This window comes from Falsiroseomonas sp., assembly GCF_051860665.1.
GTDB lineage: Bacteria > Pseudomonadota > Alphaproteobacteria > Acetobacterales > Acetobacteraceae > Falsiroseomonas.
In genome coordinates this window covers 44,990-58,280 of sequence record NZ_JBHYDM010000017.1, presented here as the reverse complement: position 1 = coordinate 58,280, position 13,291 = coordinate 44,990, and the positions used below count along the sequence as shown (strand labels likewise).

The following is a 13,291-nucleotide window of genomic DNA, read 5'->3' as shown; positions in this document are numbered from 1 at the left end:
CCGGCACCCATAGCGGAGTGCGCCGGCACAAACGCCGGAGCCCCGCCGCATGGTCCACGCCCCCGAACGCCCGCCCGCCGGCGCGCCGCCCGTCCGCATCAACCTCTATTCGGACACCCAGACCAAGCCGACGCCGGCGATGCTGGATGCCATGATGCGCGCCGAGGTCGGCGACGAGCAGCATGGCGACGACCCCACCGTGCATGCGCTCTGCGACCGCATGGCGGCGCTGATGGGGAAGCAGGCTGCGGTCTTCATGCCCTCCGGCACCATGTGCAACGTCGCCTCGACCCTGGTGCATTGCCGCCCGGGCGAGGAGATCATCGCCCATGAAACCGCGCATATCCTGACCAGCGAGGGCGGCGCCCATGCCGCCCTCGGCAGCGTGCAGATTCTTCCCCTGACCGGCCCGCGCGGCATGTACTCGCCCGATGCCCTGCGTGGCGCATTGCGCGGCAAGTCGCGCCACACGCCGACGCAGCGGCTGGTGGAGGTGGAGCAGACGGCGAATACAGGCGGCGGCGCCGTCTGGGCCAAGACCACGCTGGATGAGATCGCCGCCATCGCCCATGGCGCGGGCCTCAATACGCATATGGACGGCGCCCGGCTGATGAATGCCTGCGTCGCCGCCGGCGTCGCGCCGGCCGATATGGTCGCGGGGTACGACAGCGTCTGGCTCGACTTCACCAAGGGCCTCGGCGCCCCGCTCGGCGCCGTGCTCTGCGGCAGCGCGGACTTCATCGACGAGGCCTGGCGCTGGAAGCAGCGGCTGGGCGGTGCCATGCGGCAGGCGGGCATCTGCGCGGCGGGGTGCCTCTACGCGCTCGACCACAATGTGGACCGGCTGGCCGAGGACCACGCCAATGCCAAGTCGCTCGCCCGCGGCCTGGCGCAGATGGAAGGCGTCGAGGTGCAGGACCCCGACACCAACCTGGTCTTCTTCACCATACCCGGCACCGGCGTCGCGGCCACGGAGCTGGTGCGGCGGGTGCGGATGGAGGGCCTGGCCCTGTCCCTGCTGGGCGGGCGTCTGCGCGCCTGCACGCATCTGGATGTGACGGCGCCGATGATCGAGGACGCGCTCGGCATCATCCGCGCCGCACTCGCCCGCGGATAGGATCCTCTACCGCGCAGGGTCCATGCCGAAATGCTCCCGGAACAGCCGGCGGTAGGTGCCGTCGGCCTTGCGGGCGCGGATGACGCCGCTCACCGCCGCCTCCATCTCCGGCTCCCCCTTGCGCAGCACCACGCCCTGGAAGGCGGGCTCCACGCCGCTGCCGGCGATGCGGAGCCCGGAATTGGGCGTGGTGGCCAGGTAGTGGGAGGCGGCGAGCCCGCTGGTCACCATGGCATCGATGCGATTGGTGCGGATATTGAGGATCAGGTCGGTGAAGCCCGGCAGGCTGCGCACCTCCCGCACGCCGGGGATGGCCTTGGCGATGCTCTCCTGCTGCGAACCGGTGCCGGCGCCGACGACCAGGCCGCGCAGATCCGCCATCTCCCGCACCCGCGCATTGTCGGCGCGCACCACGGCGACCGTGTCGTCATAGGCATAGGGTTCGGAGAAGGCGAAGGTCTGCTGGCGTTGCTCGGTGATGGTGACGCCGGACATGACGGCATCGTATTGCCCGGCCAGCAGCCCCGGCAGCATGCCGCGGAAATCCAGCTTGGACCAATCGGCGCGCAGGCCGAGATCGGCGCAGATCAGCTCGCCCCAGGCGATGTCGTAGCCGGTCAGGCGGTTGTTCTGGTCGGTATAGGTCCAGGGCACGCGGGTGCCGGTGGTGGCGATGCGCATCACGCCGGCGCGGCGGACCGAAGCCAGGTCCGCCCGCGCCAGGCGGGGCGCGGCCAGGGCGGGGGCCAGGGCCAGGCCGGCCAGGGCGAGCAGGCGGGAACGCGGGGTGAGGCGCATCAGCGGGGCTCCTTCTTGGGGCGGCCGGGTTTGGCGAGGCCGAGATTCGCGCGCAGCGTGGTGCCGGCATAGGCGTCCTGGAACAGGCCGCGACGGCGCAGCTCGGGGATCACGAGGTCCACGATCTCCCGCAGCGCACCGGGGAAGGGCGGCATGATGTTGAAGCCATCCGCCGCATGGGCCAGGAAGCGTTCCTCCATCTGGTCCACGATCTGCGCGGGCGTGCCGACCAGCTCCCAGTGTCCGCGCCCGCCCATGGTGGCGAGGTAGAGCTGCCGGATGGTCAGCCCATCGCGCCGCGCCCGATCCAGCAGCGTGGCCTGGTGGCCCTTGCCGGCCTGGGTCTCCGGCAGGTCCGGCACCGGGCCATCCAGCGGATAGGCGGAGAGGTCGATGCCGCCGAGCAGGGTGGAGAGCAGGGACAGGCCGACCTTGGGATGCACCAGGGCCTGCAGCTCCTCGAACTTCTCCCGCGCCTCGGCTTCCGTCCGGCCGACCATGATGAAGCAGCCCGGCATGATGTGCAGCTGGTCCGGGCTGCGGCCGAAGGTGGCCATGCGGCCCTTCAGGTCGGCATAGAAGGCCTGGGCGGCGGGCAGGGTCTGCTGGATGGTGAAGACCACCTCCGCCGTGCGCGCCGCCAGGTCCCGCCCGGCATCGGAGGAGCCGGCCTGCACGATCACCGGCTGGCCCTGGGGGGAAGGCGGGACGTTCAGCGGGCCGCGCACCAGGAAATGCTCGCCGGCGTGGTGCAGGATATGCAGGCGCGCCGGGTCGAAGAACAGGCCGCTGTCCTGGTCATGCAGGAAGGCATCCTCCTCCCAGCTCGACCACAGGCCGCGCACCACATCGACGAATTCCTCGGCGCGGGCGTAGCGGTCGCCATGCGGCATCTGCACGGGGGTGGAGAAGTTCTGCGCCTCCGCCGCGAACATGGAGGTGACGAGGTTCCACCCGGCGCGGCCGCCGCTCAACTGGTCCAGCGAGGCGAAGCTGCGGGCGACATGATAGGGCTGGGTATAGGTGGTGGAGGTGGTGGCGATCAGCCCGATGCGCTGCGTCACCTGCGACAGCGCCGGCAGCAGTTGCATCGGGTCCAGGATGGCGCCGCGGTCGCTGCGGCTGAAGAAGTCCATATCCGCCCAGACATTGTTGGTATCGGCGATGAACATGAAGTGCAGGCAGGCGGATTCGGCGAGCTGCGCCAGGTCGCGGTAGTAGCCGAAGTCGATCCCGGCCATCCGCGTGGCGGCCGGGTGGCGCCAGGCGGCGACGTGGCGGCCATAGGGTTCGACGAAAAGACCGAGCGTCATCTGCCGGCGTTGTGTCATCTCAAGGCACTCGCAAATCGGGGTCGGGCAGGCTGGGCATGCGATGGCGGGCCAGCGCGGCGGGATCGGGCCGCAGGCCGAGGCCCGCGGCTTGGGGAAGGGTGAAGTGGCCGTCGCGCAGCCGCGCGGCGCCGGGGAACAGCGCCTCCCACATGGCCAGGCCGCGCACCGGCCATTCCAGCATCCAGCCATTCGGCATGGCGGCCAGCGCATGGGCATGGGCCACCACGTTCAGCAGCGTGGTGAAGGAATGGCTGCAGACGCGCGGCGCCAGCGGGGCGGCGGCCAGCGCGGCCAGGATGCCGCAGCGCGTCACATCGGGCTGCAGCACGTCCACAAGCCTCGCGATGCGGGTGAGGCCGGGTAGCCCGCATTCGCCCTCGCCGGCTGCGATCGGCACGGGGCTGGCGGCGCGCAGCCGGGCCTGGCCGTCCAGGTCGTCGCGATCCAGCGGCTCCTCCAGCCAGGCCAGGTCGAAGCGGGCGAAGGCGCGTGCGCGGGCCAGCGCCGTCGGCTCGTCGAAGGCCTGGGCGGCATCCACCATCAGCAGCGCGCCGGGCGCCGCGGCATCGCGCGCGGCTTCCAGGAAGGCGAGGTCGCCGTCCAGCGAGGCGCCGAAGGGCGGCCAGCCGATCTTGTGCGCGGCGAAGCCGGCGGCGCGTTCCGCCGCGATGCGCACGGCGGTGCCCTCCGGCGTGGCGGCGACCTTGGCGCTGGCATAGCAGGGCAGGGCGCTGCGCGGCGCGGCGGCCAGCAGGCGCGCCAGCGGCAGCCCGGCACGCTGGCCCGCCAGGTCCCAGAGCGCGATCTCCGCCGCCGCGATGGCCTGCATCACGACGCCGTCGCGCCCGATCCACTGCGTGCCCTTCTCCATCCGCCGCCGCAGTGCCGGCACATCCGCCGCATCCTGCCCCAGCAGGATGTGGCGCAGCCCCTGGGCGGTCACATGGGTGACGGGGGCTTCCACCACGGCATGGCAGAGCCAGGGGCTGCCATGCGCCTCGCCCCAGCCCTCGCGGCCATCCTCGGTGACGATGCGCAGCAGGAAGCACTCCTCCTGCCGCCCGCCGGGAGTCTCGGGCGGCAGGCGGAGCGGATGCGGCTCCACCGCCGCGATGCGGCTCACGCCTTCAGCACCTTGCCGAGGAAGGCGCGGCTGCGGGCTTCCCTTGGGGCCGCGAAGAACTCGGCCGGCCGGCCCTGCTCGACGATCGCGCCTTCCGCCATCAGCACGACGCGATGCGCCACTTCGCGGGCGAAGCCCATCTCATGCGTGACCACGATCATGGTCATGCCCTCGGCGGCCAATTGCGTCATCACCGCCAGCACCTCGCCGACCAGTTCCGGGTCCAGCGCGCTCGTCGCCTCGTCGAACAGCATCACGCGCGGCTGCATCGCCAGTGCCCGGGCGATGGCGACGCGCTGCTGCTGGCCGCCGGACAGCTGCGCGGGATACTTCGCCGCATGGGCGGAGAGCCCGACGCGCTCCAGCAGCGCGCCGGCGCGCGCCTCGGCCTCCCGCTGCGGCAGCCCCAGCACCTGTCGCGGCCCCTCCATGACATTGCCGAGCGCCGAGAGATGCGGCCACAGGTTGAAGGACTGGAACACCATGCCGACGCGCTGGCGCAGCCGCGCCAGGTCGCGCATCCGCTGGCCGCGGCCGATCGGCTCGCCATCGATCAGGATGCGGCCGCTGTCATGCCGTTCCAACTGGTTCACGCAGCGCAGCAGCGTGGACTTGCCGGCGCCGGAGGGACCGATGACGGTCACCACCTCGCCCTCCGCGATGTCCAGCGTGATGTCGCGCAGCACCTCCGCCGTGCCGAAGCGCTTGCAGACGCCCTCGAAGGATACGACGCTCATCTATTTCACCGTGTAGTAGCCGAGCCGGCGCTCGAGCACCGTCTGGGCGATCTGCAACAGGCTGGTCATCAGCAGGTACAGCAGGCCGGTCATGACCATGACCTCCACCACCCGGTAGGTGGAGGAGTAGATGCTCTGCGCCGTCAGCATCAGGTCCGGCACGGCGATGACGGAGACCAGGGAGGAGTTCTTCAGCAGCGTCGTCGCCTGGCCGATATAGGGCGGCAGGGCCGGGCGCGCGGCCTGCGGCAGCACGATGCGGCGCATCGCCTGGGCGGGCATCATGCCGATGGCGAGCGCCGCTTCCCGCTGCCCGGCGGGCACGGCGCGGATCGCGCCGCGGAAGATCTCCGCGAAATAGGCGGAGGAATTCAGCGACAGCGCGATGATGCCACCCTCCCAGGGTCCGACGCGGATGCCGGCGGCAGGCACGGCGTAGTAGATGGCGAAAAGCTGCAGCAGCAGCGGCGTGCCGCGCACGATCCAGACATAGGTCCAGGCCAGGCCCGGCCCGACGCGGCCAGGCCCGATGCGGACCAGCGCGATGCCGAGCCCCAGGATGCTGGACAGCGCCAGGGAGGCCGCGCTGATGGTCAGCGTGATCCAGCAGGCCTCCACCAGATGCGGCCCATAGGTGGCGACGAAGCCCCAGTCGACCATCGGGTCAGGCCCTGCCGTTCATGCGGTAGAAGGGCTCGCTGACATCGAGATGGGTGAGCATCCTGCGGTGCCATTCGTGGAAGAAGGGCCGCACGGCATTGATGCCGTCGATGCGCGCCTGCGGCGCCGGCGCCGCCTCATGCCGCGCCACGTAATCCCGCACTTCCTTGTAGAGCGCGGCGACATCCATCGTCGTGATCGCGCGGTCGCGCATCACGACCTTGCCGTCGACGACGACATCCGTGACGTCCTGTCCCTTGGCCCGCCACAGCACCAGGTCCGGGATGGACAGCCGGTCCGAGGTCCAGGGATCGCGCAGCAGGGAGGCGGTGTCCAGCACGACGAGATCGGCCGGCGCGCCCGGCACCAGGCGGCCATGCTCCGGCGCGAAGCCCAGCGTGCGCGCGGCATTCACCGTGCCCATCGCCAGCACCTGCGGCGCCGTCAGCACCGGCGTGGCGCCCAGGTCGAAATCCGGCACGCGCGACAGGGTCGCGGCCAGGCGCAGTTCCATGAAGGGATCGTCGTCATCGTTCAGCGACTTGTCGTCGATGCCCATGGCGACATTCACGCCGGCGCGGATCATGTGCCAGATCGGCGAGATGCCGTTGCGCACATGCAGGTTGCAGGAGGCGTGATGGGTGGTGGAGGCGCCACGCGCGGCCATCAGCTCGATATCCGCCTCGCTCAACCAGACCGCATGGCCCAGCGTGGTCCGCGGCCCCAGCACACCCTGCCGGTCCAGATGCGTGACCAGCGAATGGCCGTAGGTCTTGATGCTCCAGGCGCGCTGGTGCGGCGTCTGCTGCGTATGGATATGGATCGGCAGGCCGCCATGCGCCGCGGCGCTTTCGCGGATGCGGGCGAAGAAGGCATCCGTGGTGCCATGCGCCCAGGAGGGGCCATGGAAGATGCGCGACATCGGCCCGTCATGCGCCGCGTGCAGCGCCTCGAACAGCGCCATGTACTGGTCCTGGATCGCCACCGGGTCGTAGCGCGTCAGCGGCTCGACGAAGGCGCGCTGGGCGGGCGGCAGGGTTTCCAGGAAGCCCTGCTCATCGACGCAGAAGCGGTTGCGGTCGCGCATCGCCGGCGAATAGGCCAGGCGGATGCCGGCGCGCCGATAGGCATTGATCGCCGCCTGCGCTTCCTCCAGCGCCCGCGGGCCCTCGTCGTTCCAGCCGGTGTGGTGGATGGCCGTCGCGCCCATGCGCAGGTGCCGCACGGCGGAGAGCGCGGCGCAGAGCTCGTTCGGCAGATAGACCATCGACGACCAGTCGAGGAAGGCATTCTCCAGATAGTCGTAGAGGACGCCCTTCTGGATCGGCGACAGGCCGCGCCCATGCGAATGCGCGTCGATCAGACCGGGCATCACCACGGCATCCGCCTGGCCCATGACCGGCAGCTCGGGATAGGCCGCCATCAGCCGGGCGGCATCGCCGACCTCGGCCACCTGGTTGCCCAGAAGCCGCACCGCGGCATCCCGCTGCACCGCGCCTGTCGTGGGATCCGTGAGGACCCAGCCACCCCTGATCAGCATCGTTCGAGCGCCATCCATCACCAGGCCGGGCATGACACTGTCATGCCGCAGCCATTGACCAAGCCGACTGGACGCTCTCCCGATTGTTATACGTTGATCCGGGACCGCAGACACGGCAAGAGGTTTTCGGTGATTATCTTTGGGAAGGGCGGATGACGACATTCCGGCGCGGCCGGTCGGCCTGGCGCTCCGCGCTGGTGCCGTTGCCGGAGATGATCGCCGATGCGGTGGCGGAGGCGATCGCCCTCGGGCGCCTGCTGCCGGATGAACGGGTGGTGGAGGCGACGATCGCGGCCGAACTCGGCGTCAGCCGCGTGCCGACGCGGGAGGCGCTGAAGGTGCTGCATACCCAGGGCATCCTGACCGGCGGCCGGCGCGGCTTCCGTGTCGCCGCCTTCGATGCCGAGATGATCGCCCGCATCATGGAATTGCGCCTGATGCTGGAATGCCTGCTGCTGCGCGATGCCATCGCCCATTGGCGCGCCGGCCAGGCCGATGTGGCGGTGCTGGATGCCGCGATCGCGGAGCTGGAGGGGGCCGCCAGGCGGGGCGAGAAGCTGGGCTCCCTGCGTGCCGACCTCGCCTTCCATCGTGCCATCGGCCAGGCGGCGGGGAAGGGCATCACGCTGACGCTATGGGAGGCGATCGCGCGGCATGCGCTCATCATCTTCAGCCGGCCGGAGTATCGCGACGATGACCTGGCCGCGGTGGTGACGCAGCATCGCGCGCTGCGCCAGTTCATCCAGGACCAGATCGCCGAACCCGGCCCGCTCGAGGCGCTGCGCCAGGGGATCGAGGCGCATCTGCTGCAGGTACCCCGCGCGCGAGGCGCGGGGTAGGCGGGCGCTACCCGGCCAGCTTCGCCAGCAGCCGCGCATGGCTGCGGGCGCCCTGGTGGAAGCAGCGCATGTCGAACTTCTCGTTCGGGCTATGCACCTGGTCGTCCTCCAGCCCGAATCCCATCAGCACGGTGTCGAGCCCCAGCACCTCCTTCATCGAGGAGACGATGGGGATGGACCCGCCGCAGCCGATCATGGCGGCGGGCTTGCCGTATTCGTCGGCCAGCGCCGCCTGGGCTGCCTTCACGAATTCGCTGTCCGCCGGCACCTCGATCCCCGGGCTGGCGCCGCCGCCCTGGAAGGTGGCCGTGGCATCCGCGGGCAGCCGCGCATTCACGAAAGCCTTGAAGGCGTCGAAGACCTTCTCGTGGTGCTGGCCGGGGACGAGGCGGAATGTGATCTTGGCGTGGGCCTCGCTGGGAATCACGGTCTTGCTGCCGGCGCCGGTATAGCCGCCCCAGATGCCGTTGATATCGGCCGTCGGCCGCGCCCAGAGGCGTTCCAGCGCGCCGCGGTCCTTCTCGCCGACCGGCACCGAAAGCCCGATGGCGCCCAGGAAATCGTGTTCCGAGAAGCCCAGCGCCTGCCATTGCGCGCGCAGTTCGGGCGAAAGCTCCGGCACGCCGTCGTAGAAGCCCGGCAGATTCACCCGGCCGTTCGCGTCGTGCAGGTCACCCAGGATCTTCGTGATCAGGTTGTTCGGGTTCAGCGCGCTGCCGCCATACATGCCGGAATGCAGGTCCCGGCTGGCCGCCCTGATGTCGAGCTGCACGAAGCACATGCCGCGCAGGCGCGTGCTGAGCGCCGGCGTGTCGATGTCCCACATGCCGGTGTCGCTGATGATGGCGACGTCGGCCTTCAGCTCATCGACATTGGCTGCCATGAAGGGGGCGAGGTTGGGGGAGCCGATTTCCTCCTCGCCCTCGATGACGGCGGTGATGGCGCAGGGCGGGCCGCCGGCGACCTTCTGCCAGGCGCGCAGCGCCTCGATCCACATCAGCACCTGGCCCTTGTCGTCCACCGCCCCGCGCGCAACGACGCGCTGGCCATGCGGGCCTTCCACGATCGCGGGCTCGAAGGGCGGGCTGGTCCAGAGCTCCAGAGGATCCGGCGGCTGCACGTCGTAGTGCCCGTAATACAGCAGGTGGCGCTTGGCGCCCTTCGCCGGTCCGGGGTGGTGCGCCACCACCACGGGATGCTTCGGCGTCTGGCGCAGGCTGGCCGTGAAGCCAAGTTGCAAAAGCTGGTCGCGCACCCATTCGGCGGCGCGCACGCAATCCGCCGCATGATCGGGCTGCGCGCTGATGGAGGGAATGCGCAGCCAGTCCACCAGGCGCGCCACCGCCGCGTCGCGGCCGGCGTCCAGGGTGGAGAGAAGCTCTTCGGTCAGGCTCATGCAGAATGCTCCAGGGCGCGGCGGATCAGGGCGAAGGCGGCGGCGACGGTGGCGGCGCGGATCGCCGTGCGGTCGCCGGGGAAGATGTGGTGCTCGGCGAGCGTCGGCGCACCGCGCAGCGTGCAGGCCAGGTGGACCAGCCCCACCGGCTTGGCCGCGCTGCCGCCGCCCGGCCCGGCGATGCCGGTGCAGGAGACGGCGAGATCGGCCCCGGATTCCCGCGCCGCACCCTCCGCCATCTGCCGCGCCACCGGCTCGCTCACCGCGCCCAGGGTCTCGATCATCGGCGCGGGCACGCCGACCATCGCGGTCTTGGCCGCGTTCGAATAGGTGACATAGCCGGCCAGCAGGGTGGCGGAGGAGCCGGGGATGGCGGTCAGCGCCGCCGCGATCAGCCCGCCGGTGCAGGATTCCGCGGTGGCGAGGGTGAGGTTCCGGGCCTGCAGTTCCCCCAGCAGTGCCGCGGCGTCCTGCAATGTGGCTTCGGACAGCATCAGGCGAGGACTCCCGGGACCAGGGCATGAAAGGCCAGCAGGGCGGCGGCGGCCAGGGCGCCGGCCATCACATCATCCAGCATCACGCCGAAGGCGCCGGGCTGCCGGTCGAACCAGGACACCGGCCAGGGCTTCGTGATGTCCAGCAGACGGAACAGGGCGAAGGCCAGCAGCGCGCCCGGCAGGGTCGCGGCCGGCAGGGCGGCGAGCGCCAGCAGCATGCCCGCCCCCTCATCCGCCACGAACCAGCCCGGGTCTTCCACGCCGTCGCGCAGCACCTCGCCGGCCGCCCACCAGCCCGCGACAAGGCACAGCGCGGCCAGGCCGAGGCAGGCCACAGGCCCCAGCCACAGCGCCGGCAGCACGAGGGCCGAGCCCCAGGTGCCCGGCCCCGGCCGCAGCCGGCCGACGCCGCCCAGCGTCGCCACCAAAAGGGCAGGGGTCATGGGATGCGGTCGAGGAAGGCGTCGAGGGCGGCCACCGCCTCGGGCTCCTCCAGCGTCGGGCAATGGCCGGTGCCGGCCACCTCGACGAAGCGCATGTCGGCCCGCGCCTCGCCCATGCGCAGCGCGGTGTCTTCCGACAGCAGTTCCGAAAGCGCGCCGCGCAGCAGCATTACCGGCACATGCGCCAGCGCCCCGAAGGCGGGCCAGAGGTCGGGCATCGCGCCGGCGCCCTGCATGGCCTGGGCGATCCGGATATCCCAGCGCGGATGCCAGGCCCCGTCCGGACCGGCCCGGTAGGTGCCGGCGGCGAAGCGCTGCCAGGCGGCCTCGTCCATCACCATAGGCGGCAGGGTGGCCTTGAGATGCGCCACCGCCGCCTCCAGCCCTGGCAAAGCGGGGTCGCGGCCGACGAAATCCTGCACATGGCCGAGCGCCACCGGCTCCAGCTTCGGCCCGACGTCGTTCAGCACCACGCCGGCCAGCGCGGTGGGGCGCAGAATGCCGAGGATCATCGCGAGGATGCCGCCATAGCTGGTGCCGACGATCACCGCGTGGTGGCAGTGCAGCGCCGCCATGCAGTCCAGCACATCGCCCAGGCTGTGCTGGATGCCGTAGCGCGCCACGCTCTCCGCCCGCCCGCTCTCCCCATGCCCCGCATGATCCAGCGCCAGCACCCGTCGCTTGCCGGCATGCCGGGCGGCCAGGGCATCGAAATCCTCGGCCGTGCGGGTCAGGCCCGGCAGGCACAGGATCGGCGTGCGCCCCTCCGGCCCCGCATGGTCCAGCGCGGCGAGCTTCAGCCCATCCCGCGCGGTCACAAAAACGCGGCTCATCGGCGGCCGGCCATCAGGCTGGCGAGCGGATGCGGCTGGTCGCCGGTGGCCGGGTTGCGGGCGCGATAGACCACGACATTCTCGATCACCCGCTGGACGTAGTTGCGGGTCTCCGAGAAGGGGATCTGCTCCATCCAGTCCAGGATATGCGGCCCGTCCGCCGCGCGCGGGTCGCCATAGGTGGACAGCCACTGGTCGACCCGCCCGGGGCCGGCATTGTAGCCGGCGGCGGCCAGCGGCATGGCGCCGCTGAAGCGGCCGAGCAGGTCGTTGATGAAGGCGCTGCCGAGGCGGAGGTTATGCGCGGCGTCGGTGGTCAGCATCGCCGTGGTATGCGGCACGCCCAGCCGCCGCGCGACGCCCGCGGCGGTGGAGGGCAGCAGCTGCATCGGCCCCCGCGCATTGGCGGAGGAGACGGCCGAGAGGTCGAAATTGCTCTCCTGCCGGGTGATGGCATGCACCAGCGCCGGCTCCGCGCCATCGGTCGGGGCTGGGTAGGGGGTGGGCCAGCCATCCTCCAGCAGCATCACGCCATCGGCGCCAGCGCGGCGGGCGATCCAGACCGCGTGGTCCGGCCGTCCGATGGCGACCCCGAGGCGCGCCACCAGCCAATGTTCGGAGGCCTCGGGCGAAAGCTCCTCCAGCCGCAGCAGGAAGATCCGCGCCCGGTCGGACTGGCCGAGATCGGCGAGCGCGATCACCGCCCGCACCAGGTCCCGCCCGAGGAAGCGCAGCCCCGCCGCCTGGTCCGGCGCCGGGGAGGGGATGGCGCCGATCCGCGCCGCGAGCTGGGCCGGGCTTTCGCCGAGCGAGACGCTGGCGAGCTGTCCGTAGAAGGCCACCGGCAGGGTCGCGGCCTCCTGCCACCTCGCCTGGGCCTGCGCCGCCTGGCCCAGCGTGGCCAGCGCCGCGCCTTCCCAATAGGCGCTGCGGGCACGGGTGATGACGCTGCGGCTGCCCTCGCCGACCCGGGCGAAATGCGCCCGCGCCTGGGCCGGCTGGTTCAGCCGGCGCAGCGCGATGAAGCCGGCCAGGAACTCGCCCTCCTGCCGGGGCTCCCCGGCCTCGACCTGGCCGTGATTGGCGGCCAGGCGATAGGCGCTGGCGGGGTCGCCGAGGCGCAGCAGCTTGCGCGACAGCACCTGGCGTTCCACCCAGATGGCGCGCTGCGCCTCCGGCGTCAGGTCGCGCTGCAGCGGCTCGGCGGCGTTCCAGACGGCAGCCGCTTCGGCATCGCGCTCGGCGCGGCGCAGGTTGCGGGCCACATCATGCGCCACCCCGATATCGGTCGGCGTGCCGGCAAAAGTGCCGGCGCGGGCGGCGAGGCGGGCTTCCAGCACCGCGCGGCGGCGCGCATCCAGCACCGGCAGCACGCGGGCGGCGCCATCGGCCCGGCCGGCCCAGAACAGCCGGTCCGCGCGCTGCCAGTGGTCCTCGGCGGTCAGCGCCGCGGCATTGCGGGCGAGAAAGTCGGCTTCCGAAAAGCTGTCGCCATCGGCCTCGCGCCAGCCGGCGCGCAGTGCGGCCGCGGCCTCCGCCGTGCGGCCGGCGCGGGACAGGGCATCGGCGTAGCGCTGGACGCCCGCCAGGGTCCGCGGCGCGCTGCGGGCGAATTGGCGCAGGGCCAGGGCGTCATCGGCCTCGCCGACCAGCGCCTCCTCCGCCCGGATCGCGACCGTGATGGGCATCGGCCAGTCCGGATTGGCATCCAGCCAGCCGACGATCTCGGCCGCGCTGGCGCCGCCCTGGCGGTTCTGCACCCGGCTCCAGACCACCAGCTTGCGCACCACGGGATCGGCGGCCAGCGACAGGCTGTCGGCCTCCAGGAAGCGGTTCTGGCGCACCGCCTCCAGCGCCTGGCGGCCGGCGGCACGCGCCGAATCGCTGGCCCAGGGCTGCGCCTGGGCTGGCAGGGCGAGGGTGAGGAGCAGGAGAAGCAGGGGGATACGGCGCATGCCCGGCAGTCTAGCGCAA

13 protein-coding genes are annotated in these 13,291 nt (G+C 71.5%); 2 read left to right on the top strand and 11 right to left on the bottom strand.

Annotated elements, in window-relative coordinates:
- Positions 1–49 precede the first annotated feature (49 nt).
- A complete protein-coding gene (locus ACTIF1_RS17125) occupies positions 50–1,117 on the top strand; it encodes a threonine aldolase family protein (protein ID WP_439597659.1) in 1,068 nt (355 codons plus the stop codon).
- A 6-nt stretch (positions 1,118–1,123) separates the two neighbouring features.
- Here ACTIF1_RS17125 and ACTIF1_RS17120 read toward each other — a convergent pair whose 3' ends face one another.
- Genes ACTIF1_RS17120 through ACTIF1_RS17095 form a run of 6 tightly spaced genes read right to left on the bottom strand, consistent with a single transcriptional unit; the run spans position 1,124 to position 7,342 of the window.
- The gene (locus tag ACTIF1_RS17120) at positions 1,124–1,915 is read right to left on the bottom strand and encodes a substrate-binding periplasmic protein (protein ID WP_439597658.1); all 792 of its coding nucleotides are present in this window, start codon (positions 1,913–1,915) and stop codon (positions 1,124–1,126) included.
- Positions 1,915–3,228 (bottom strand): LLM class flavin-dependent oxidoreductase, encoded by a 1,314-nt coding sequence (locus ACTIF1_RS17115; RefSeq protein WP_439597657.1) that lies wholly within the window; start codon positions 3,226–3,228, stop codon positions 1,915–1,917. The genes ACTIF1_RS17120 and ACTIF1_RS17115 overlap by 1 nt, the downstream gene beginning before the upstream one ends.
- Before the next feature lie 19 nt (positions 3,229–3,247).
- A complete protein-coding gene (locus ACTIF1_RS17110) occupies positions 3,248–4,372 on the bottom strand; it encodes an enolase C-terminal domain-like protein (protein ID WP_439597656.1) in 1,125 nt (374 codons plus the stop codon).
- Positions 4,369–5,109, bottom strand: coding sequence for an amino acid ABC transporter ATP-binding protein (locus tag ACTIF1_RS17105; RefSeq protein WP_439597655.1), 741 nt, complete (start codon positions 5,107–5,109; stop codon positions 4,369–4,371). The genes ACTIF1_RS17110 and ACTIF1_RS17105 overlap by 4 nt, the downstream gene beginning before the upstream one ends.
- A complete protein-coding gene (locus ACTIF1_RS17100) occupies positions 5,110–5,769 on the bottom strand; it encodes an amino acid ABC transporter permease (protein ID WP_439597654.1) in 660 nt (219 codons plus the stop codon).
- A 4-nt stretch (positions 5,770–5,773) separates the two neighbouring features.
- Positions 5,774–7,342 carry an amidohydrolase family protein gene (locus tag ACTIF1_RS17095; RefSeq protein WP_439597653.1) on the bottom strand — a complete coding sequence of 523 codons (1,569 nt, stop codon included), beginning with the start codon at positions 7,340–7,342 and terminating at the stop codon, positions 5,774–5,776.
- 119 nt (positions 7,343–7,461) lie between these two features.
- Between ACTIF1_RS17095 and ACTIF1_RS17090 the strand changes: the two genes are divergently transcribed.
- On the top strand, positions 7,462–8,148 hold the full coding sequence (locus ACTIF1_RS17090; protein ID WP_439597652.1) for a GntR family transcriptional regulator: 687 nt from the start codon (positions 7,462–7,464) through the stop codon (positions 8,146–8,148).
- A gap of 7 nt (positions 8,149–8,155) precedes the next feature.
- Here the strand turns inward: ACTIF1_RS17090 and ACTIF1_RS17085 are convergent, their stop codons facing one another.
- Genes ACTIF1_RS17085 through ACTIF1_RS17065 form a run of 5 tightly spaced genes read right to left on the bottom strand, consistent with a single transcriptional unit; the run spans position 8,156 to position 13,272 of the window.
- The gene (locus ACTIF1_RS17085; protein ID WP_439597651.1) at positions 8,156–9,544 is read right to left on the bottom strand and encodes a dipeptidase; all 1,389 of its coding nucleotides are present in this window, start codon (positions 9,542–9,544) and stop codon (positions 8,156–8,158) included.
- The gene (locus tag ACTIF1_RS17080) at positions 9,541–10,038 is read right to left on the bottom strand and encodes a CinA family protein (protein ID WP_439597650.1); all 498 of its coding nucleotides are present in this window, start codon (positions 10,036–10,038) and stop codon (positions 9,541–9,543) included. Before ACTIF1_RS17080 ends, ACTIF1_RS17085 begins: the two co-directional genes overlap by 4 nt.
- Positions 10,038–10,484 carry a phosphatidylglycerophosphatase A family protein gene (locus tag ACTIF1_RS17075; RefSeq protein ID WP_439597649.1) on the bottom strand — a complete coding sequence of 149 codons (447 nt, stop codon included), beginning with the start codon at positions 10,482–10,484 and terminating at the stop codon, positions 10,038–10,040. Before ACTIF1_RS17075 ends, ACTIF1_RS17080 begins: the two co-directional genes overlap by 1 nt.
- A complete protein-coding gene (locus ACTIF1_RS17070) occupies positions 10,481–11,317 on the bottom strand; it encodes an alpha/beta fold hydrolase (RefSeq protein WP_439597648.1) in 837 nt (278 codons plus the stop codon). Before ACTIF1_RS17070 ends, ACTIF1_RS17075 begins: the two co-directional genes overlap by 4 nt.
- Positions 11,314–13,272, bottom strand: coding sequence for a transglycosylase SLT domain-containing protein (locus tag ACTIF1_RS17065; RefSeq protein ID WP_439597647.1), 1,959 nt, complete (start codon positions 13,270–13,272; stop codon positions 11,314–11,316). Before ACTIF1_RS17065 ends, ACTIF1_RS17070 begins: the two co-directional genes overlap by 4 nt.
- Between the last annotated feature and the right edge of the window lie 19 nt (positions 13,273–13,291).

What these genes read in the sequence shown, in the direction of transcription:
- ACTIF1_RS17125 (WP_439597659.1), top strand. Translation starts at nt 50, where the DNA reads ATGGTCCACGCCCCCGAACGCCCGCCCGCCGGCGCGCCGCCCGTCCGC.
- ACTIF1_RS17120 (WP_439597658.1), bottom strand. Translation starts at nt 1,915, where the DNA reads ATGCGCCTCACCCCGCGTTCCCGCCTGCTCGCCCTGGCCGGCCTGGCC.
- ACTIF1_RS17115 (WP_439597657.1), bottom strand. Translation starts at nt 3,228, where the DNA reads ATGACGCTCGGTCTTTTCGTCGAACCCTATGGCCGCCACGTCGCCGCC.
- ACTIF1_RS17105 (WP_439597655.1), bottom strand. Translation starts at nt 5,109, where the DNA reads ATGAGCGTCGTATCCTTCGAGGGCGTCTGCAAGCGCTTCGGCACGGCG.
- ACTIF1_RS17100 (WP_439597654.1), bottom strand. Translation starts at nt 5,769, where the DNA reads ATGGTCGACTGGGGCTTCGTCGCCACCTATGGGCCGCATCTGGTGGAG.
- ACTIF1_RS17095 (WP_439597653.1), bottom strand. Translation starts at nt 7,342, where the DNA reads ATGCCCGGCCTGGTGATGGATGGCGCTCGAACGATGCTGATCAGGGGT.
- ACTIF1_RS17090 (WP_439597652.1), top strand. Translation starts at nt 7,462, where the DNA reads ATGACGACATTCCGGCGCGGCCGGTCGGCCTGGCGCTCCGCGCTGGTG.
- ACTIF1_RS17085 (WP_439597651.1), bottom strand. Translation starts at nt 9,544, where the DNA reads ATGAGCCTGACCGAAGAGCTTCTCTCCACCCTGGACGCCGGCCGCGAC.
- ACTIF1_RS17080 (WP_439597650.1), bottom strand. Translation starts at nt 10,038, where the DNA reads ATGCTGTCCGAAGCCACATTGCAGGACGCCGCGGCACTGCTGGGGGAA.
- ACTIF1_RS17075 (WP_439597649.1), bottom strand. Translation starts at nt 10,484, where the DNA reads ATGACCCCTGCCCTTTTGGTGGCGACGCTGGGCGGCGTCGGCCGGCTG.
- ACTIF1_RS17070 (WP_439597648.1), bottom strand. Translation starts at nt 11,317, where the DNA reads ATGAGCCGCGTTTTTGTGACCGCGCGGGATGGGCTGAAGCTCGCCGCG.
- ACTIF1_RS17065 (WP_439597647.1), bottom strand. Translation starts at nt 13,272, where the DNA reads ATGCGCCGTATCCCCCTGCTTCTCCTGCTCCTCACCCTCGCCCTGCCA.